Source organism: Paenibacillus sp. MAHUQ-45 (assembly GCF_058133325.1).
In genome coordinates this window covers 1-19,041 of the sequence record NZ_JBYUPV010000015.1, presented here as the reverse complement: position 1 = coordinate 19,041, position 19,041 = coordinate 1, and the positions used below count along the sequence as shown (strand labels likewise).

16 protein-coding genes and 1 riboswitch are annotated in these 19,041 nt (G+C 50.3%); of the genes, 6 read left to right on the top strand and 10 right to left on the bottom strand.

The window, feature by feature from the left end:
* Positions 1-80 precede the first annotated feature (80 nt).
* Positions 81-182, top strand: a riboswitch (TPP riboswitch).
* Positions 183-310: 128 nt separating this feature from the next.
* The 5 genes from AC3Y23_RS25205 to thiH are packed head-to-tail and all read left to right on the top strand — an operon-like array spanning position 311 to position 4,118.
* Complete coding sequence (locus AC3Y23_RS25205) at positions 311-955, top strand: thiamine phosphate synthase (protein WP_379204302.1); 645 nt, start codon at positions 311-313, stop codon at positions 953-955.
* Positions 956-959: 4 nt separating this feature from the next.
* Positions 960-1,163 carry a sulfur carrier protein ThiS gene (gene thiS, locus AC3Y23_RS25200; protein ID WP_379204300.1) on the top strand — a complete coding sequence of 68 codons (204 nt, stop codon included), beginning with the start codon at positions 960-962 and terminating at the stop codon, positions 1,161-1,163.
* Between the two features lie 5 nt (positions 1,164-1,168).
* Positions 1,169-2,203 carry a ThiF family adenylyltransferase gene (locus tag AC3Y23_RS25195; RefSeq protein ID WP_379204298.1) on the top strand — a complete coding sequence of 345 codons (1,035 nt, stop codon included), beginning with the start codon at positions 1,169-1,171 and terminating at the stop codon, positions 2,201-2,203.
* Positions 2,204-2,233: 30 nt separating this feature from the next.
* Positions 2,234-3,004: a thiazole synthase gene (locus AC3Y23_RS25190; protein ID WP_379204296.1), complete on the top strand. Its 771-nt coding sequence runs from the start codon at positions 2,234-2,236 to the stop codon at positions 3,002-3,004.
* 10 nt (positions 3,005-3,014) lie between these two features.
* On the top strand, positions 3,015-4,118 hold the full coding sequence (gene thiH, locus AC3Y23_RS25185) for a 2-iminoacetate synthase ThiH (protein WP_379204294.1): 1,104 nt from the start codon (positions 3,015-3,017) through the stop codon (positions 4,116-4,118).
* A gap of 13 nt (positions 4,119-4,131) precedes the next feature.
* On the opposite strand, the gene AC3Y23_RS25180 is transcribed toward thiH, so the two are convergent.
* From AC3Y23_RS25180 to AC3Y23_RS25165, 4 genes are all read right to left on the bottom strand, one after another.
* Positions 4,132-4,812: a hypothetical protein gene (locus tag AC3Y23_RS25180; protein WP_379204292.1), complete on the bottom strand. Its 681-nt coding sequence runs from the start codon at positions 4,810-4,812 to the stop codon at positions 4,132-4,134.
* Positions 4,813-4,974: 162 nt separating this feature from the next.
* The gene (locus AC3Y23_RS25175) at positions 4,975-5,562 is read right to left on the bottom strand and encodes a YjgB family protein (RefSeq protein WP_379204290.1); all 588 of its coding nucleotides are present in this window, start codon (positions 5,560-5,562) and stop codon (positions 4,975-4,977) included.
* A 352-nt stretch (positions 5,563-5,914) separates the two neighbouring features.
* On the bottom strand, positions 5,915-6,547 hold the full coding sequence (locus AC3Y23_RS25170) for a LysE family translocator (RefSeq protein ID WP_379204288.1): 633 nt from the start codon (positions 6,545-6,547) through the stop codon (positions 5,915-5,917).
* Positions 6,548-6,720: 173 nt separating this feature from the next.
* Complete coding sequence (locus tag AC3Y23_RS25165; protein ID WP_379204465.1) at positions 6,721-8,112, bottom strand: MATE family efflux transporter; 1,392 nt, start codon at positions 8,110-8,112, stop codon at positions 6,721-6,723.
* Between the two features lie 283 nt (positions 8,113-8,395).
* Here AC3Y23_RS25165 and pdxR point away from each other — a divergent pair, with 283 nt between their 5' ends.
* On the top strand, positions 8,396-9,832 hold the full coding sequence (gene pdxR, locus AC3Y23_RS25160) for a MocR-like pyridoxine biosynthesis transcription factor PdxR (protein ID WP_379204285.1): 1,437 nt from the start codon (positions 8,396-8,398) through the stop codon (positions 9,830-9,832).
* A gap of 42 nt (positions 9,833-9,874) precedes the next feature.
* Here the strand turns inward: pdxR and AC3Y23_RS25155 are convergent, their stop codons facing one another.
* From AC3Y23_RS25155 to AC3Y23_RS25130, 6 genes are all read right to left on the bottom strand, one after another.
* A complete protein-coding gene (locus tag AC3Y23_RS25155; RefSeq protein ID WP_379204283.1) occupies positions 9,875-10,879 on the bottom strand; it encodes a FecCD family ABC transporter permease in 1,005 nt (334 codons plus the stop codon).
* Entirely contained in the window at positions 10,879-11,901 is a 1,023-nt protein-coding gene (locus AC3Y23_RS25150; RefSeq protein WP_379204281.1) for a FecCD family ABC transporter permease, read from the bottom strand. Before AC3Y23_RS25150 ends, AC3Y23_RS25155 begins: the two co-directional genes overlap by 1 nt.
* A gap of 13 nt (positions 11,902-11,914) precedes the next feature.
* Positions 11,915-12,895: an ABC transporter substrate-binding protein gene (locus AC3Y23_RS25145; protein ID WP_379204279.1), complete on the bottom strand. Its 981-nt coding sequence runs from the start codon at positions 12,893-12,895 to the stop codon at positions 11,915-11,917.
* A 192-nt stretch (positions 12,896-13,087) separates the two neighbouring features.
* Positions 13,088-14,833 (bottom strand): extracellular solute-binding protein, encoded by a 1,746-nt coding sequence (locus tag AC3Y23_RS25140; protein ID WP_379204277.1) that lies wholly within the window; start codon positions 14,831-14,833, stop codon positions 13,088-13,090.
* Positions 14,834-14,860: 27 nt separating this feature from the next.
* A complete protein-coding gene (locus tag AC3Y23_RS25135) occupies positions 14,861-17,221 on the bottom strand; it encodes a helix-turn-helix domain-containing protein (RefSeq protein ID WP_379204275.1) in 2,361 nt (786 codons plus the stop codon).
* A 224-nt stretch (positions 17,222-17,445) separates the two neighbouring features.
* Entirely contained in the window at positions 17,446-18,570 is a 1,125-nt protein-coding gene (locus AC3Y23_RS25130; RefSeq protein ID WP_379204273.1) for a glycoside hydrolase family 88 protein, read from the bottom strand.
* Positions 18,571-19,041: the final 471 nt, after the last annotated feature.

The window sequence follows — 19,041 nt, the reverse complement described above, 5'->3', positions numbered from 1 at the left end:
TACTCTTATTCAACATTTTCCCAATTTCCAATTGTATCTCCCTGAATAATCGTGTATAGTGACATTAACAATCTCATACGAACCGACACTAGGGGAGCCGCGTGGCTGAGACGAATGCAATATTCGGACCCTTTGAACCTGATCTGGTTAATACCAGCGTAGGGAAGTGCGCGTTAAGAGTCCGGGCTTGCCTTTTGTTATGGCTTGTTTTCCGTTGTCGTGCTTAGCCGTCTTCCGATCAGGAGGGCGGCTTTTTGTGTTGGATTTTATGGAGTGCAACACCATTACGTAACATGGAGCGATTCCTTTTATGAAAAAACGATTTCCCGCCGCTAACGGCCCTGAACTGCATCTGATCTCCCCGGAAGGAATATCGCTTGCAGATTGGCTGCGTCTTTCCCTAGCTGTTCTCCCCTATGTAGACTATTTCCACCTGCGGGATAGACAGCTTACAGCCAAAGCGCTTTTCGAAATCGTAACCCAAATGCACCAAGCAGGCATCCCTCTGGAAGCTATTGTTGTGAACGATCGATTGGATGTCGCTCTTGCCGCAGGGACCGGCGGTGTACAGCTTGCAGGACATAGCTTACGTGTAACTTCGGCGCGACCTTTAGCCCCAGGAATGCGCATCGGCTGCTCCATCCATTCGCCACAAGAAGCAGTCAGCGCGGCGGGTGAAGGAGCAGATTATTGCCTTTTTGGCCATGTCTATGAATCTGCCAGCAAGCCGGGTCTGCCCCCACGTGGTCTGGACATTCTCGAAGAAACCGCAGCTAGATGCCCGGTTCCGGTCATTGCCATCGGAGGAATTCAGCCGGACAATGCCGGAGCAGTCATCAGGCGCGGTGCAGAGGGGATTGCCATTCTATCTGGCATTAGCAGCGCAGCAGATCCAGTGGCACAAGCAGAAGCTTACCACACAGCCATTCAGACTGCATGGCTTGAGGGGAGGTGAAGATATGCAGGTTCAACTGAATGGAAAAGACACCCTACTAAGACAGCATTGTGTTACTGTTGCCGATATTTTGGCAGAGACACCCTGGAAAGGGCGGCGAGTTCTGGTGGAAGTAAACGGTGAAGTGGTGCCCAAGGACGCATATGGCGTCACCCGGCTGTCCGAAGGTGACCGGATAGAGTTTGTACATTTTGTGGGGGGAGGTTGAACGAATTGACTCTAACTACGGAAGAACAGGAGCGGTACAGCAGGCAGGTACGTTTTCACGGCATAGGCGCGGAAGGTCAAGCAAGACTAGCCGCCTCCAGTGTGCTCATTCTGGGTGCAGGCGCACTGGGGTCTGCTATTGCCGAGACGCTGGTCCGCGCCGGGGTAGGCAAAATAGTGATCGTCGACCGGGATTACGTGGAGTGGAGCAATCTCCAGCGCCAGAATTTGTACAGTGAAGCCGATGCAGAGCAAAGATTACCCAAAGCAATCGCAGCGGCACAGAGACTACAGAGCGTGAACTCTTATGTGACTGTGGAAGGAATTGTAGCCGATGCTGCCGCCGATGAGATTGTAGAGTATGCACGTGGGGTCGATTTGATTCTCGATGCCTCCGATAATTTTGAGGTCAGAATGATTATTAACGATATTTCGGCCAAGACAGGTATCCCTTGGATTTACGGAGCTTGCACAGGAAGCAGCGGTATATCTATGACGGTCGTCCCCGGAGAGAGCGCCTGCCTCCACTGCCTGATTGACGAGCTTCACGCCGAAGGGGATACTTGCGACTCGGTGGGTATTATTCAGCCGGCTGTACAGATGACTGCTGCTTACCAGACTGCCGAGGCGTTAAAATGGCTCTCCGGACAGAAGGAATCTCTACGCGGGACACTGGTTTCCTTTGACCTGTGGGAGAATCGGCATGTCTCGATCGTTACGGAACAGCTTAAACGTACCGACTGTCCCAGCTGCGGCGAAAAACCCCTCTATCCCTTCCTGTCTGCGACCAATCTGTCCAAGACCGCTGTATTATGCGGCAGAGAGACCGTGCAGATCCGCCCGGCCCGTTCAAGCCGCCTAAATCTGAAACTATGGGAAGAAATTCTCGCAGTGCATGGAGAGGTGAGACGAAATCCATACATGCTGTCGTTGGACTTAGCAAAACACCGGATTGCTCTGTTCCCGGATGGCCGGGTATTCATCCACGGAACCTCAGATACTGCTGAGGCCCGTACAGTATACCATCGATATTTTGGCTAAAAAATCGGATTATAGAGAGGGGTTCTCAGCATGAACGATATCTTCCAGATTGGCGGCAAAGCGCTGACCAGCCGCTTGTTCATCGGCACCGGCAAGTATAACCGCAATACCCTGATTCCCGAGGTGATTGCAGCATCAGGTGCAGAAGTCATTACTGTTGCGTTAAGGAGAGTCAATCCTGAGTGGGGGGAGGAAAATATTTTGCAGCATATCCCTGACAGTATGACGCTACTACCCAACACCTCCGGTGCCCGAAACGCAGAAGAAGCCATCCGTATCGCCCGGCTCGCCAAGGCGGCTGATATGGGCAATTGGATCAAACTTGAGGTTATTAAAGACCAACGCTATTTGCTGCCTGACAATATGGAGACGATTCGCGCAACGGAAGTGCTGGCTGCAGAAGGCTTTATCGTGCTCCCTTACATGACCCCCGACCTGGGCGCTGCTCTGCGGCTGCGGGATGCCGGGGCGGCAGCGGTTATGCCGCTTGGATCACCCATCGGCAGCAACCGGGGACTGCGGACCAAAGAGCTGGTCAGCATCATGATTGAGGAAGTAGATCTGCCTGTCATCGTGGATGCAGGGATCGGCCGCCCTTCGGAAGCAGCGGAAGCCATGGAAATGGGCGCCGCCGCTGTACTGCTGAATACAGCCATCGCCACGGCACGTGATCCGCTAGGTATGGCGGCTGCCTTCCGGAATGCGGTAACAGCAGGAAGGCTTGCTTATTTGTCAGGGCTGGGCCCGGTACAACAAGAAGCCGCCGCTTCTTCGCCCTTGACGGGATTTCTGAGCCAATAGGAGGATAAATATGAGCTTCTATGATAGATTACTGGAATTGGAACGCTTCCCGTTTCGAGAGCGGTTGTCGGAATATACAGACCTGAATATCCAGCGCATTTTGACTAAACAAAAAATCACTGAAGAAGACCTGCTTGCCCTGCTCTCCCCTGCCGCCAGCAGACATCTGGAGGCTATCGCTCAGAAAGCGCAGCAAGTCACCCGCAGTCAATTCGGTCATGTGATGCAGCTCTTTACGCCGATCTATGTATCAGATTACTGTGTGAATCATTGCGAATATTGCAGCTTTAGCTACGTCTATGATTTTCCGCGCAAGAAACTAGACATGGCTGAAGTCGAAAAAGAAGCTAGGGCGATTGCTGAGACAGGCATCCAGCATATCCTGCTGTTGACCGGCGAATCTCCTAAGGACTCCCCTGTCAGTTATATGAAGGAATGCGTTCAGGTGCTGCGGAAGCACTTCTCTTCCATCGGTATCGAAGTCAACCCATTGTCCGTTCAGGAGTACCGTGAGCTTGGAGAGGCCGGCGTAGACAGCTTGACGCTATTTCAGGAAGTCTATCATCAGGAGACATACAGAAAGCTACATATTAAGGGCCCTAAACGAAATTTCCGGGCTCGTCTGGATGCTCCTGAACGAGGCTGTGCGGCTGGATATCGCTCCGTCACGATAGGCGCGCTGCTCGGCCTGCATGATTGGCGGCAAGAGGCTTTTATTACAGCACTGCATGCTAATTATCTGCAAAGCAAATATCCCGACTGTGAACTCAGCCTGTCGATCCCGAGATTCCGCCCGTTTCTGGGAGACTATCACCCACATTCGGATGTAACCGACAGTGCGTTGGTGCAGGTTATACTTGCCTATCGTCTTTTTCTGCCCCGGGCCGGGATCACTCTCTCCACCCGCGAGCCAGCGCATCTGCGCGATCGCCTCATCCATCTTGGCGTAACCAAAATGTCAGCAGGTGTATCCACCGCAGTAGGCGGACACGTCAGCGACGGAGGCACGCCCCAGTTTGAGATTTCCGACGGACGCAGTGTATCCGAGATCCGGGAGATGCTGTATCAGAACAGGCTGCAGCCGGTGTTCAAGGATTGGGATATACTGGTGTGATAGAGCGCAGACACTACTTGATTTTCGAGAAATCCACTTTATAAGTAACAGTATCTTTGTTACTGCCATATTGATAGATTAACTCCGCATCCTGAGCATAGTTAATCTCAAAAATATCAAAAGGTACAAATAACCGATTTATGTACGCAGGCGAATTCGGCCAGTTTTCAGATTCTGCAGCATCATTATCTTTATTGATGATGACGTAAGAATGGAGAACTGTACTTCCCTGCTTTAAGGAAATATCAACGTTGCGTGCAAAATCAATCTCATCCCCCTTGGCTGTGACTTCAAAAGATAACAATAGCAAATTTGCATAATCATCTACTACCTTCTTGGCATCGGTCAAAGAAAAATCTTCGTCATTTTCAAATTTCATATAAGCTTTTCTCACAGTCAACAGATAAGGTGTAATTAATTTTACTTCTGGTTGATCGTGATGCACCTTATCAGTAGTGATCGGTAAATACCGAGAACGTTCGAAGGATTGAAGGACAGTATCATCTGCTCTAGCCAAGGCAATCGCATCGCTCAGGGTTTGATCAGACAGCTTAAATATCTTATCTTTGATGATTTGACTCATTTGTGCAGACTTTGTCTCAGCATCAGCTAAGGCTTCGGATAAGGATGACTTCGAAGCGCTCCCAGTACTTAATAAAGACAACACTACAATAGAAACAATTAATTCCTTCAATTCCCAATAACTCCTATCACTCTTGGTCACTTCATATTATCCTATGAAGAGTAAATAGGTCTATTCTATATTTGAATAAATAACAGCGCCTCCTTATTAGGGAAGCGCTGTTCTGCTTTTTTCTATTTCAAGCCGATAACATCGGCTTCTTATATCATGTCATCAAGAATGCAGCAAATTAATATGATCCAAATCCGTGCTGCTGTTGAAAATAAACTCCAGCTTATAATCACCGCGAACATAGGTTAATTTGGTTTGTTTGAGCTTGCCATTTTTAATGGTAGTTGTGGAGTTAGGGGCAAACCAATTTTTCTTCAGCATGCTCATGGTGATCCCGCCAATGTTGGTTTGGCGTTCGATATTCGTACCGAAATAACGCATTTCGCGGATTTTGTCCAGCTTGTAGGAGAAGGCATATCCCGGATGGCCCATTTCAGCATGATAGAGTTCAAAAGCGTCCGCATCATTGCCTTTTTGTTCCGGCTTACCAATTGTTTTGTACACATCCTTACGTGTACTTTTGCCTACGGTCAGGCCGCTAACAGAACCAGGAAACTGACCTTTCAATGCTGGCTTGTAGAAACTGTTTAATGTCTTGAGTGCTTGCGCTGTATCGGCTACGGGTGCGCTTGCAGCTGCAGCCTGACCCGCCGGTAAAAAGCTCGGACTTACTATAACGGCCCCTGCGGCAACCGCACCGGTCAATGACGCTGCAAGGGTGATTTTTAGAAATGACTGTTTCAAACTCATCGTAAACTTCCTCCTTGTGTATAGCACTTATGATAGGACCAGACCATCTTAGCATGGAGAATCCTGCGGTAAGTAACGATTCAATGAAAGAAAGCTTACTGGTTTGTAACTTCGGGCCTACTAATTAAAACCCTTACATGGAACTATCCTTCTCTAATTTCCAGCATTAGGTGTATTGTATTAACCAGAAATGCATCCAGCTTAAACACCTGGTAGCCCGTACTTCGATTAAATAATAAGCCTTACCGTCAATAAAAAAAAGCCGCGTTCAGTCACCACATGCTGCTTGTGGCGTACTGCGCAGCTAATTTTGTCGGTTTTCCAATCTTCGTTACAGAAAATTCATAAAAGATCAAAAATATTTTTTCACACTCACACCGAACTGGTAAAAGAAATATCCTGCAAATCCAATCAGGACAATGCCTGCTGCAATCGTCACCCATTTGATCGCTGTGTGGTTCATGGCCTTACGGGTGGTAGCTACAATCGTCATTAGTCCCAAATCGTGAATCAGGATGCCCAGCATAATGCCTAGACCGACAATCAGAAAACTGCCGGTATTGGATTTGTCGAATGAATCGGCCAACACAGTACCGAAGACACTCACCCAAAACACCAGGTTCCCTGGTGAAACGGCTACAAGCAGTCCATTTTTATAAGAAGAAAATAGCGATTTGGTCTTCTTTTCCCCAGACAGCGAGATATCATGATCTGCATTTTTAATACTGTCATAGCCTACGTAACACAAGAACAGCGCCCCAACCAACCACATAATGACTTGTATAATAGGTAGAGATAGCACGGAAGCCAGGCCCAAATACAATGCGATGATTAACAGCGCATCTACGGTCATCCCGCCAAGTCCGACGATCCAGCCGTGCATAAATCCATTTTTGAGCCCTTGCTTTGTCATTTCGATCGTAATCGTACCGACTGGAAGGGCTATAGAGAAACCTAGTAAAACGTATGTAAGGAGCATTGCCATGGTAAAATCACCTCTGTATATTTATGCGCAAAAGTTTATTTTACACGAATATCCAGTCATAGGCAATCTATCTTTTAAAGAAAAGGTACTCTAGTAAAAATAAAGAGAGCTGCACATCGTGTGTTCAGCCCTCGCTAAACTAAATGGTCGATCCCATTTTGTTCCTTATAGCTCTAAATCAATTTATGCGCATACCACTTCTTGCCACGGAACCGCCACAGGAAAATGCCTCCGCGGACCGCCCATTCGCTGTTCATGGCCAGCCAAACCCCCAGAATACCGTAGCCGAGTACGATTCCCAAGATGTAGCCAAGAATTACCCGGAACAGCCACATGGTCAGCATCGAGGTGATGGAAGTAAATTTGGAGTCTCCCGCCGCCCGTAGCGCGGATGGCAAGACAAAGCTGATGGCCCATAGCGGCACCTGAGCGATGGAATTGACCAGCAATACCACAAACAGATCATGAATGATCTCCGGTGGCGGCGAGAAGATCGATACCAGCGGGTGGAACAGTGGCATCAGAATCAAGGCGATCACTGCTAACGATCCGGAACCGATCCAGAGAAAGGCCTTGATGAATTTTCTTGCATCAGAGACATTACCTCGCCCGATAGATTGACCTACCACCGTTACAATCGTCAAGGAGAGTGCACTGACCGGAATCTGGAACACCATCGCCAGCGAGCCGGCAATAGCATTGGTCGCAATAGCATAGGTGCCCAAGCTAACGATGAACACCTGGGTCAACAGCTTTCCGCCGTTGAAGAACATCTGCTCCGCGGCGAATGGCAGGCCGATGAACATGATTTTCCGAAGCATGGTCATTGGGATATGAAATAAGTCGCGCACACGGACACGCAGTGTAGTGTCTATCTTGAACAGATAGTACAGGGCACAGGCCATGCCCACATAACGGGCGATATTAATCGCAAGCGTCATCCCCAACACACCCATATGCAGCAGGCTAATGAAAACCACGTTGAGAACGACGTACAGCAGGTTCATAATCAACGACAGCATCAAGGATGCCCGGGTCTTGCCGACACCGCGTAAGGCCCCGCACACCGCCTGAACTACGGCAATCCCCAGGTAAGAGATACTGCTGCCGATCAGATAAATCCGCGCACTATCCAGCACATCAGCCGAAGCTGAACCAAACAGAAGATTAAGTATAGGGGTGTGGAAGCCCATTAGCAGAAGGCCGATACCAAGCGCGATCAGTGACACCGAAGTAACGGAGCCTGCTGTCGCCTGAGAGACCATACGGTCATTGCCGCTCCCCTTATACTGTGCGACTACTACCGTTCCCCCAGTGGCAACCGCGACAAAGACGTTGATCAGGAAAATATTCAGCGAATCCACCATATTTACCGCACTGACCGCCGATACCCCCGACGAGCTGATCATCGCGGTATTCACCAGGTTGAGCCCGATAATAAAGGCCTGATCAATCAGAATCGGAATAAACAAAGCTATAATTTGCCGATAATCCATACTCTCCCCGGACAGATATTTCTCCAGCAAGCCTTTCTTCGGAAGACGAGCGCGAAGCTGCATAACCATCATCACATTCTTTTCTGTAAAATTGGAAAAAACTCTTCATATGAAGAGCCTTTTCATGAAAAATACCAACTTATCCGTGACCGCTTTACATTCAGTTTACACTAAATACGTTGTTAAGTCTGTACTCCAAGACAACATATTTACCTCAAAAGTTGGAATACGGTTAGACTGGGTTGTCCACGCTGGATAGTGTAGAATGAAAAAACAATCCTAATTAGGACTAGCAGTTTGGAAAATCAAGTTAGTTCTATTACAGAATAGCATTATGGCAGGTGATGAATATATGTGGAAACCGAATCGGCAAAGCAGCAGGCCAGTGTATCTTCAAATCGCTGATCTTCTGGGAGAAAAAATAGTACAAGGTGAGTACCCGCCGGGCAGTCGGCTGCCCTCGGAACGGAAGCTGGCGGAGCAGTACAAAGTCAATCGCAGCACGGTGGTACTTGCTTATTCGGAGCTGCGCTCACAGGGCATAATCGAGACCCGGCCCGGCAGCGGGACACTTGTCAGCCCGCTCAGACAAAAAAGTGCGCTCTCTACGCCGAGTTGGCAGGCTTACGCGGACAGCGGCAACTTTTTGCCCAATCTTCCGCTGCTCCGTCGTGTCCGCGAAGCGCTGGGGCATGATCCAGCGCTGATTGATTTTGCCAGCGGAAAGCTTTCGCTAGAACTGTTACCGACAGATGAGATCAATCGGATTATTTCCGAGTACCGTTATTCGCCCCATGAAGGGCCTGATCTCCCCCAGGGGTATCTCCCCTTACGTCAGGCCTTGGCGGAATTTCTTGCGCGTTACAGAGGTATCCAGACGACCCCGGATTCCATAATGATCACCTCGGGTTCACAGCAATCGCTTCACTTAATAACCCAATGCCTGCTGTCTCCAGGGGATGCCATTGGGGTCGAGTCCCCTTCTTTTTTCCGTTCATTGTCAATGTTCCAGTCGACAGGCTTGCGGTTATTCAGGCTGCCAGTGGACGATCAGGGCATCTGCCCGGACAGTCTGCGCACATTGCACAGGAAGCACCGGATCAAGATGCTCTTCATCAACCCCAATTTCCAGAATCCCACTGGAACGCTGCTGGGCAGGGAAAGACGCAGGCTGCTGCTGGAGACAGCCAGCGAGCTGCGGCTTCCCGTTGTAGAGGATGATCCGCTGGGCTTGACCGGATACAACGGAGAAATGGCCTTCCCGTTGAAATCAGAGGATACGGCCTCCGGTCTGCTCTATACAGGCTCCTTCTCCAGAATAGCTGCACCGGGCCTGCACATCGGCTGGATTGTTGCACCGAAGTCCGTCCTCAGTCGCCTAGCCGATGCCAGACGGCAGATGGATCTTGGCTTCAGTATCATACCTCAGCATATTGCGGCTGAGTTTATGTCCTCGCCCACCTTCGTGTCACACCTGGAGTTTTTACGGCAAAGGCTGCTGTACAAGCGAGATTTAACCATCAGCTCATTGGAACAAGAGCTGCCTGGGATAGTTAGCTTCAACAAGCCTGAGGGGGGAATCTATTTGTGGTGCAAGCTGCCAGGCGAGATCAATGAAAGTCGATTGCTGGAGGCGGCGCTGCAGAGAGGGATGGCGTTTGTGCCGGGCGGGGTATACGGCGCTGAGTCAGGTTATCTGCGGCTGGCCTATGGCAGGCCGACAGACCAAGACATTCTACCTGGCATAGCCAGGCTAGCAGACGCTGTACGCGCCGAATTGCAGAAATAATATTTGAAGATGACATTAAACAAACCAAACAAGAGCCAGCCCTTAGCGGGACCGGCTCTTGTTTGGTTGTGCTCTGCGAATGAGCAGCAGATAGATAAAATAAGGCGCACCGATCAGCGCGGTGAAGATTCCTGCCGGAATTTCCAGCGGCGGCAGAACTACACGGCCGGCCAGATCTGCCAGCGTTACCAGCAAAGCTCCGAGCAGAGCCGCTACTGGCAAGTACAATCGGCTGTCAGGACCGACAAGCCATTTGGACAACGGCGGGATGACCAGGCCGACAAAGCCGATCGTGCCGGAGACAGCCACAGAACTAGCAGACAGGCCTACCGCTGTAAGCAGCAGCAGCACGCGCACCATCTGGATGCGCAGCCCTAGACCGGTTACGGTATCTTCGTCCAATTGCAGCGCATTGATCTGCCGGTGACTGAACAATGCCAGAATCACTCCCCCCAGTGTCCAGGGCCAGAGCATCTCCACATGCTGCCATGAGCGGGCATAGAGGCTACCCTTCAGCCAGACAAGCGCCTGGGAAGAATCCAGCGCATATTTGACGATCAGGAACGTAATCAGTGAGTGAAAGCCCAGGGATACAGACACACCAGTCAGTGCAAGCCGGGTAGGCCGGATTCCGCCGCGCTGGTAAGCGAACAGGTAGACGATCACAGCAGCGGTCACTGCCCCGGCAAAAGCCGCTAACGGGAGTCCCGCCGCGCTCCATGTCGGAAAGGCAAGCAACACAACCACCGCACCAAAGCCGCCGCCAGCGGTGACACCGACAATATCAGGTGCAGCCAGCGGGTTCCGGGTGATGCTCTGCAGAATGGCCCCGGAGACGGCCATATTGATCCCAGTCAGGACTGCGATAATCAGCCGCGGCAGACGATATTTAAGCACCAGCGGTTCTCCGCCAGCCAGCTCGGCCAGAATCTCCCGCAGCGGCGTATTCACCGCACCAAAACGGAGACTCAAGACCGCCGCTACTATCAGCAGCAATATTAACACCGCAACGATCTGCCCAAAACGACTCCATTTTCTCAGTTTCATTATCGATGGCCCTCCTTCTGCCTACGCAGCAGGTACAGAAAGAAAGGTACCCCCATGAATGCTGTAATAATACCTACTGGCAGATCAGCAGGATAAGTCAGCCATTGTGACAAAAAATCAGCAGCAGACAGCAGCACCGCTCCCATGATAGCGGATAGCGGCAAAATGACCTTGTGATCTAGACCGCCCAGCCGTTTGGCCATATGCGGCACCATGAGACCAATAAAACCGATCGGTCCCGCTACGGCGACGGCACTGCCTGTCAGAATAACGATCAGTACACCGATCAGTTGCCGGACACGGGGTACATTTACCCCAAGCCCGGTGGCCAGTTCTTCCCCTTGACCCAGCAAATTCAACGTTCTGGCCAACAAAAAAGCCACGATCAGGGCAGGAATATCCAATGCCCAGACCAGTTTGTTGTCACTCCAGGTCGTCCCTGTCAATTTTCCAGCCATCCAGTACAAAATCTCGATAAGCTGCGTCTCATAGAGCAAAATAAATCCGGTCGTTAAAGCACCCATGAATGCGCTTATCGCAACACCCGCCAGCATTAGCCGGGAGGCATCATTTCCACTGTAACGGGATAGCCAGGAAATTAAGAGACCGATTGCCCCGGCACCGCATAAAGAAGCCAGCAGGATCACTGTCGAGCTGTCCTTTTCACCAAATCCGACGATGGCAATGACGGCAAAGCAGGAAGCACCCTGGTTAATGCCCAGAATCTCAGGATCAGACAGCGGATTGCGGGTCATACTCTGCAGCAGACAGCCGGCAATCGCAAGTCCGGCGCCCAAAATGATGGACAGAAGCAGCCGGGGTGCGCGTATGGACCACAATGTGTAATTCAAGACTTCATCGCTAGTCGTGGAGAAAAGCGTCGACCAGGTCAACCCCTTTACCCGGTAGCTGAGGGTGACAGCCGCTATAACAAGCAGAATCACTCCGAGAATGCTGAAAACCAACCACAAGGGGAGCGCTTTACGCGCCTCCCCTTCTTTTTTCAAACCAATATCACTCAAAAGAGATCTCTCCCTACTTGGATGCACTGTTTGCTTTCAGTATTTCCTGAAATTCTTCCAGGATTTTAGTGGCGGCAATCGGACCGCGTCCACGCGCCCAAAGATTCCGGTCCACAGTAAGGAAATGTCCCTCTTTTACAGCCTTCAGGTCCTTAAACAACGGATTGTCCTTAAGCTTATCGGGGCTATCTCCATAGAGTAGCAGATAATCCGGATTCAATTCATGCACCCGCTCAAGCGCCATTCTCGATACCTCGCCCTTGCCTTCCGTACTGGTTACTTCACCGTTGAACGAATAGTTCATGCCTACCCGATCTATCAATGTACCAATGAAGGAATCCTTAACCCATACAGAGAAGCTGTCGTCAAAATAACCACTGACCAGAATTGTCGGATTTCCCTGAACCTCCTGTTTGAGAGAAGCAATCTTATCCTCCAGGTTCTGAATCACCTGCTTGGCTTCTTCCTTCTTGCCTAGTAACTCGCCGATGGTAGTTACATTAGCAATCACTTGATCATAGCTTGCATCGTCAAAAGCAATGGTAGGCGCAATGCCTTCCAATTCCTTCTGGATCATACTGTGCCGGTCCACACTGGCAATGATCAGATCCGGCCGCAGGGACTGGACGACCTCCAGATTGGGTGCCTTGCGCTCTCCCACATCGGCCACTCCAGTGTCTTTATCCGCCAAATATTCAGGAATCTTGGTTTTGCCTACGCCCGCATTCCCGACTGGCGTCACTCCAAGGGCAGTCAATGTATCAATAAAGGAAAAATCCAGCGTAACGATTTTTTGCGGCGTCTGTGCAAACTCTGACTCGCCCCATGCATGTTTTATAGAAACGGACTTGGAAGCTTGCTCGGTAGGAGCGGCACCCTCTGATTTTGTGTTAGAGCCGGAAACCGCCGCTTGGTCTTTATTGCCGCAGCCAGCCAAAGCTAGACTTAGCAGAATAGTAAAAACAATCCCCATATGTAGCTTTCTTTTACGCATCTCTATTTTTCTTCCCCTCTTATGAAAATGATAATTATTATCAATGATTAGTTTAAGACAAGACTGCATCTTTTACACCATCCAGTTTTTCAAACGGAACCTCATCCAGTTTGCCCAGGATGCATAAAAAAGAACCCTGCCACTTATCCGGCAGCGTTCTTATGATGCTATATCTTCATTAACCTGTCTCCTTCACCGCTCGGAGTACCGATTAAGCGCAGCTGTCTGGATCTCTATAGCCCGGTCGATCTTCAAATCCTTGATCTGGGCTACATAGTCGTCGAAGCTCTCCAACGGCTCGATGCCAAAAATAATCTTCAGAGACATTTCATCTACCAAAGTCGTAACATCCGCCATGATCGCAGAGAATTCCGCACTCTCCTTCTCCGTCTTGGAAATTTGCGGCAGCAGGGTGTTTCTGGCATCGGTTCCCGACCAGATCTCAACGGCATCCTGCTGCTCCGGCAGGAAGTAGTACTGCTCCAGATAACGAACGTCCTGCACAAAAGGGCCAAAATAGCTGGCTCGCGTGTACATGGCAAGCGACTGGGCTGGAGCCAGTCTGTCTGGATTCTGCATGATGAGATCGGTGTAGGCAGGATAACCGTCCTTCATCTCATAACTGACGCCCTCCATACCAAAGTTGAAGAGCAGATGTCCTGCCGGGCTGTAGCCGTAATCCAGCATACGAACTGCTTCCTCCACATTCTTGCTACTGCTGGAAATCGCTACGCCACCACTGCCCATGTAGGCATTGGCCCGCTGCCCAAATTTCGGCTTCTCTCCGGCATGAAGCACCGGATAGGGAGCCGGAACGAACTTGGCCTGCGGCCATTTGTCCTTCACTGCGGGCTGCCACATGCCAATACCTGCACCCGCGTTCCAAATGCTGGCCCCGCTTCTGCCAGAGATCATATTGGCATCAAGCGTCTTGGTGTCAACCGAAGCCATATTTTTGTCGATCAGACCTTCTGCATACCACTGTCGAAATAGAGCCAGAAAGGATTTGTACCCAGGTTCTACTGCCCCGTACTTCACTTGACCTTGATCCAGATAAAAGCCTTTCTTGATCCCGTAGGCCCCGACAAAAGCCCCACTCTCGATACCGAATAAGGGGCTAGGAACGCCCAGAAAACTTAAGGGTGCCGCAATACCCTTTTTCTCCTTGAAGGCCTTAAGGGCAGTATGCCAATCGTCAATGGTAACAGGCACCTGAAGCCCCAGTTCATCCAGCCAATCCTTGCGGATAATCGGACCCTGATACGTAAGCAGCCTTTCATCCCCTTGAATAAACGGGAATACATAATAGCTGCCGCTGTCCGTCTTGATCTGCTTATCGATCTCGGGATGCTCACGGAGATATTGTTTCAGATGGGGTGCATATTGGTCTATAACTTCATTCAGGCGCAAAATGTACCCGTCATTAATCGCTTTTTCCGGTCCCCCAGGAAAGCCGGCCCATTCATATTCCAGCATATCCGGTAGATCTCCGGAAGCTAGTAGCACATTCATGGCTTCTCTGGCCTGGTTGGCCGGAGGCTGAATGAAATTCAGCTTCACCCCGGTCCGGCGCTGCCATTCCTGAAAGAAGGGAACGTCCTGAAAGGTGGGTTTGATATTGCCAGCGTTGCCATTCAGTTCTGCCCAATAAGTGAGCGTCTTGTTCGTATGGAGCGGATAACCATCCTCTTGGGGAATCTCCTCTATGCTCTTTTGCGCCAAAGATGGCAATGAGGCCTCCTGCTGCTTCGGCGCCTGTGCCTTGCAAGAGGAACCTAACATTGCGAGTATCAGCAGCAGCCACAGGATGTACCGGGATCGCCGGAATCGATTCTGCTTGTCAGCCTTAGCTGATACGTTATGATCTTGCACACTGGCTGTATTCTGTTCTCCCCCGCCTCTCTCTTCACCATTGCTTTCCGTTCCTTCCCCCCTCATGAAACGTCCTCCTTTCTTCCGGATATGTCACGTCATTTCCTTGAATTTCCCCGGAGTAATTCCCTCATATTTCTTGAACACACGAATAAAGGTTGCCACCTCGTTGTACCCGGCCTGCTTGGCAATATCGGAAATTGAAGCCTGTCTTGTCTTCAACATCTCCTTGGCCTGTCCAATCCGGTATTTATTGATATAATCCAGCACGCCTTCCCCGGTCTGACTCTTGAACAGCTTCGATAAATAACTGCCCTTCATGTTAAAATGCTCGCCGATCATATTGACGCTCAGATTGGAATTACTGTACTCGTCTTCGATATGCGCTGTAACCTTGAGAACCAGATCACGCAGCGATTCTGCCCGTTCGTGTGAGACGTTCTGCTCCAGCTTGGCCGCGGCAAATGCACAGACTTCCGCAACCAGTGTCTGGAGCTCTGCCTTCATCTCCAGGATTGTGTCACAAGCTATGATTTGATCCAGCCATAACGGGTTATCGCCCAACATGCCGCTGTTCCCGTCGCCAAGCTCGTTCATCGCCTTCACCATGGTTCCAGCTAAATTAAAGATCAGACAGCGGGCAAGCGTCAGTGAAATAATCGGCTGATTGAAGTTGCGGTCTGTCACCTCATCGATGATTTTCGTGACCTGCTCTATATCTCCAACCTTGATTAGATTGATAATCTGTTGCTCCACCTGCAGCGGATAATAATATCCGGTCTGCGAATGCTCCGTAGTCTCTCTGCGAATTTCGTCATAGGTGATGATCTCCTGCTTGCCCAGCACCATTTTGTAGGCCATAGCATCTACAGCTTCGCGGTATGCTTCAGCGATACCTGTCAGGGAGGAATGAATACCGCCAATAGACAGAGTCAGTACCATGTGATAGCTGGCTAGAAAACGCTGCGCTTCCGCGGCAATAGCTTTCAGGTCTTCTTTGAAAACAGCCGACTCCGGCTCTCCGCAATTCACCAGACACACCATCATGTCATCCACTTCCACCACATATCCAACATGATGGTACTGAGCGGCCAGTTCCTCCACCACGTTGCTAATAATGAACTGAATCAGCTTGCTTTTCTCATGCAGATCAATACCGGGTAGCTGAGCGGACAGACTTTCGCCGTTCTCCACCATGAACAGGATCACGGCAAACTCCTCGGATAACAGCTTGATGTCAAAAGACTCGAAAGCCTCTTCATAGGGAATAAGATGGTCCGACTTGCCTTTGAGGAGCCGATTGAGCATATTGGAACGCAGCACATGCTGATGTGATTCCAGCTGTAGTGCAATTTTTTCCTTTTCACTTCTCGTCTTCGAAATCGATCTTTGGATAAAGCTTAGCTCGTTCCAGTCCCTACGTTCTTCATGAGAGTTCTTGTCTGTCAGAAGCTGCACAAGCTGCTGAATCGGTGAATAATTGCGGCGCATAAAGAACCAGGTCAGCACCCCTGCGCTCACAACACTGAGAAAGAGGCTGATATAAGTGAATCTGCGGACATACTCCGCTTTTTCCCAATAAATACTGCTCGGGATCATCAGGACATATTTTAATTTGGAGATGGAAGATTGGATGTAAAAAAGCTCGGAATCCCCGTCTCGTGTCGGGATATTCATCACTTGGCTGCTGTCGGCCGGCAAATCCTGCAATAACAGATCCTGATTGATCGAGACTGGCAGGTTGGACAACAGGACCTCGTTCTCCTCATTAAGAACCAGGACCTGCCCGCCGCTGAAGCCGGATATGCTCTCGATGGCCTGCTGGAACCTGGCGGTATCCGCCATGACCACTACTGTCCCCGTCTCCCTACCGTTCAGATCCTTGGGCAAGTGGGTTAGGTAGGCTATGCTGGTCTGCGGTTTGGCCGAATCTAGATGAGGTAGTAGCAGAAAACGGTTATTCGTCGATTGATGGATCGTATCCAGCCACTGTTCATAGGTCAGGACACCGTTATTGTGAATTGTATTGAAAGCGGTTTCCAAATCACGCACATTACCAGACCGGATGACGGAACCGTCTTGATCCCAGGTGACATAGAACTCATCAATAGAGGCATACGAAGTCTGGTACATCCGCAGTTCTTTGACCAATTGATAGACCGTGAACTGGGCATCGCCCTGGGTTTTGCTAGAATACATCAGATCCTGCAGCTTGCTGTTCCAGGTCATCTCCATATTCAGACGCTTCATGAGATCAATCTGGGTATCAATGGTATATCGAACCTGTCTCAGCATGGAGTCATTGGCACGATGAATCTCACTTTTCAGTGCCTGACTTGACTGAGCGTATACCAGCAAGCTGACGATCATCGGCACGAACAAGACGGCGCTGTATGAGATTAACCAGGTCACGATGATACTTTTCCGTTTCTCCCACAAAAATTTTAGATTCAAAAAAACCCCTCATCTTCTGATATGATTTGAATTCGGCGTATCCTTATTATAGCGATCATTTCAGCAGAGGGAATGTTCAAAAAGTTAAAACGGATAGATAAAAATGACAATTACCCGAGTGGAGGGTTCCATTTCGGGTCATTGTCATTTGGGTGTTTACATCTGGAAAAAGCCGCAACCACGCGGATATGTGGTGACAACACCTTAAAAAATTGGTGCTGCCATCAAAAAATCCGGTGCTCCCAGCCCTTCAGCTTCGCGATGGCCTCCACGAAGAAGTAGTCGCCATAGATCAGCGACACATCCACGTTCTCACCGGCCGGTTTGTGGCCGGTGCCGTGGCGGAGGATGGCCTCATGGCTTTCATCCTCCCATGTGCTGTAGTGCGCATCCAGCGAATACAGGATGCGCTCCGCCGCCGCGCGATAGACTCGGCCTTCGGCCGGTGTCAGACGCTCGGCGATCTCCAGCAGCCCCGACGCTGCGCAGGCGGCTGCTGAGGAATCGCGCGGCTCGCCATCAAGGCTCGCTGCCGCGCGGAAATCCCAGTGTGCGACACCATCCTCCGGGAGGTTCGCGAGGAAAAAATGGGCGACTCGCCGCGCCGCATGCAGGAATACCTCATCGCCGGTGTGGCGATAGGTATTCGCCATGCCGTAGAGCGCCCATGCCGCGCCCCGGCTCCAGCCGGAATCCGGGGCATGGCCCTGCCCGCCGAGCACTTCGAGGCGCTCGCCGGAATCCGGGTCGAACACCACGATGTGGTTCACCGACCCGTCATCCCGGATGAAGTGCTTCAGCACGGTCTCCGCATGGGACCGGGCGATCTGCGCGAACCGGGGATCGCCGGACTGCTGCGATGCCCAGAACAGCAACGACAGGTTCATCGAGGTATCGATGATGGACCAGCCATGCTTGTCGCCATTCCAGGCCCGGATAAACTGGCCGTTCAGATTGTATCGTCCGGCGAGGAAATTCGCCGCGAACAATCCGCGGCGCAAAGCATCTGCATCGCCAATCAGCAGATGCTTAAACACCGCTGTGGGCAGGAATTGAAAGCCCACATCATGATCGTAGCTATTCGGCTCCAGCATGAGCCGCTCAAGCCGTTCATCCCAGCTCCAGGCGGCTTCTTTATATGCTTCTTTGCCGGTCATGTCATACATGAGCCACAGGATGCCCGGCCAGAAGCCGGACGTCCACCAGTCGATCCGTTTATCGTCATACTTACCGTCTTTCCCGGCTACATGCGGGGATTTATCACCAATCAGGCGGAGCATAAGCTCCGTCTTCCGCTCCAATCTCCCCCACACTGCGGCGGCATCGAAGGTATTTTGTGTTGTTTCCATAATAGAGGTGCTCCTTTCTATTGATCTTTTAGCTATTTTTGTTATCTCAACAGTTCTTTAATGTCTTGTTAGCCCTTTAATATCTCGTTAACTCCTTGTTATTTAGATGACTATTTATTACCTTAGTTATATGGGAATTTAAAATTCAAACAGTGTTCCCCGTGGCTCTCCAGCAAAGACGAGCTTTCGGCCACCGTTGTCTTGGACTCCATAAAGATGATCAACGGTATTTCATTCTGCATTCCAAATTAGCGGCATTTTTGTACCTTATATTTCTTGTTTTAAGGGAAATTAAGGATATAAGAGCAATATTGTACCTTATTTTGTGAAAAGTGTCCTCCTAGGACCGCTTCAGGAAGAATTAGCATACAAAATGCAATTAGAATAAATAGTGGACACCCGTTAACGGACAGACCGATAATGAAATCAGTGGAGGTGTGTTCACTTGGGAGAACAAAGACAACGATATAA

Bases quoted from the DNA above. Each gene is read 5' to 3' on its own strand.
- pdxR (WP_379204285.1), top strand. From the start codon at position 8,396: ATGTGGAAACCGAATCGGCAAAGCAGCAGGCCAGTGTATCTTCAAATC.
- thiS (WP_379204300.1), top strand. From the start codon at position 960: ATGCAGGTTCAACTGAATGGAAAAGACACCCTACTAAGACAGCATTGT.
- AC3Y23_RS25145 (WP_379204279.1), bottom strand. From the start codon at position 12,895: ATGCGTAAAAGAAAGCTACATATGGGGATTGTTTTTACTATTCTGCTA.
- AC3Y23_RS25190 (WP_379204296.1), top strand. From the start codon at position 2,234: ATGAACGATATCTTCCAGATTGGCGGCAAAGCGCTGACCAGCCGCTTG.
- AC3Y23_RS25140 (WP_379204277.1), bottom strand. From the start codon at position 14,833: ATGAGGGGGGAAGGAACGGAAAGCAATGGTGAAGAGAGAGGCGGGGGA.
- AC3Y23_RS25165 (WP_379204465.1), bottom strand. From the start codon at position 8,112: ATGGTTATGCAGCTTCGCGCTCGTCTTCCGAAGAAAGGCTTGCTGGAG.
- AC3Y23_RS25170 (WP_379204288.1), bottom strand. From the start codon at position 6,547: ATGGCAATGCTCCTTACATACGTTTTACTAGGTTTCTCTATAGCCCTT.
- AC3Y23_RS25175 (WP_379204290.1), bottom strand. From the start codon at position 5,562: ATGAGTTTGAAACAGTCATTTCTAAAAATCACCCTTGCAGCGTCATTG.
- AC3Y23_RS25205 (WP_379204302.1), top strand. From the start codon at position 311: ATGAAAAAACGATTTCCCGCCGCTAACGGCCCTGAACTGCATCTGATC.
- AC3Y23_RS25155 (WP_379204283.1), bottom strand. From the start codon at position 10,879: ATGAAACTGAGAAAATGGAGTCGTTTTGGGCAGATCGTTGCGGTGTTA.
- thiH (WP_379204294.1), top strand. From the start codon at position 3,015: ATGAGCTTCTATGATAGATTACTGGAATTGGAACGCTTCCCGTTTCGA.
- AC3Y23_RS25130 (WP_379204273.1), bottom strand. From the start codon at position 18,570: ATGGAAACAACACAAAATACCTTCGATGCCGCCGCAGTGTGGGGGAGA.